The sequence below is a fragment of the Streptomyces sp. NPDC051172 genome (assembly GCF_040682555.1).
GTDB lineage: Bacteria > Actinomycetota > Actinomycetes > Streptomycetales > Streptomycetaceae > Streptomyces.
In genome coordinates this window covers 1-1,071 of record NZ_JBFBBE010000462.1, presented here as the reverse complement: position 1 = coordinate 1,071, position 1,071 = coordinate 1, and the positions used below count along the sequence as shown (strand labels likewise).

Annotated in this window: 1 pseudogene; it reads right to left on the bottom strand. The window is 73.9% G+C overall.

From position 1 onward, the window contains the following. Positions 1-151 precede the first annotated feature (151 nt). A pseudogene (locus AB0N07_RS51945) lies at positions 152-1,071 on the bottom strand (sodium:solute symporter); the annotation flags it as partial.

Genomic DNA, 1,071 nt, shown 5'->3' with positions numbered 1-1,071 from the left:
CGAGGGGGAGGCCCGGTCCCGGGCTGTACTGACACACTAGGGGCCGGGAAGATCCCGGCCAAGGGGTGGCCCGCCACCGCACCGCCTGGCCTCGGCCATCGTGCGGGCGTCGGAGGATCACAGGCCCCGGGGTCATCGGCCAGGGGCACTCTCAGACCGCGGCGTCGACGCCGTGGCGGGAGCGCACCCGCCAGGCCTCGAGGACCGCGGGGTCGGTGGGCCGGGTCATCAGGCTGAGGAGGACGTACACGACGGCGGAGGCGGCCAGGCCCACGTAGATCGGCTCGTTCGCGAAGACGCCCTCGAAGGGCTCGGCGGCGTTCAGCTCGAGCCAGCCCATGGTGCCGAGGGTGCCCACCGTCCCGACCACCATGGACCACAGCGCCGCCGTGCCGGTGCCGCGCTGCCACACGAGGCCGCCGACGATCGCGACGAACAGGCCGCCCACGAGGATGTCGTACGCGATGGTCAGGGCCGCCACCACGTCCGGGACGACGATCGCCAGCCCCAGCACGACGGCGCCGAGCAGCAGCACCCAGCCGCGGTTCGAGGCGAGCTCCGCCGCGGTCTCCGTGGCCGCGTCCTCGGTGGTGGCGCCGTCCTCGGCGGCGGTGGACTCGCCGCGGAGGATGGGGAGGATGTCGGTGCGCATCACGGTCGAGGCCGCGATGATCGCCCCCGAGGCGGTGGACATCATGGCCGCGACGGCGGCCGCCAGGGCCACGCCGCCCACGCCGACGGGCAGCAGGTTCTGGGCGACCCACGCGAACACGTCGTCCGTGGTGGCGATGTCCGCGGTCACCGTGCGGGCGGCCATGCCGATCACGGCGCCGGCGACGCCGTAGGCGATGCAGTACAGCCCCGCGGTGGCGCCGCCGATCTGGGCCACGCGCGGGGAGCGGGCCGTGAAGACGCGCTGCCAGACGTCCTGGCCGATCAGCAGGCCGAGGGTGTAGACCACGAAGTAGGTGACGATCGACTGCACGCCGATCCCGTCCCAGCTGAAGAACTCGGCGCCCAGGCGCTCCTGCATGGCGCTCCAGCCGCCGGCGTTGGCCAGGGAGAGGGGGA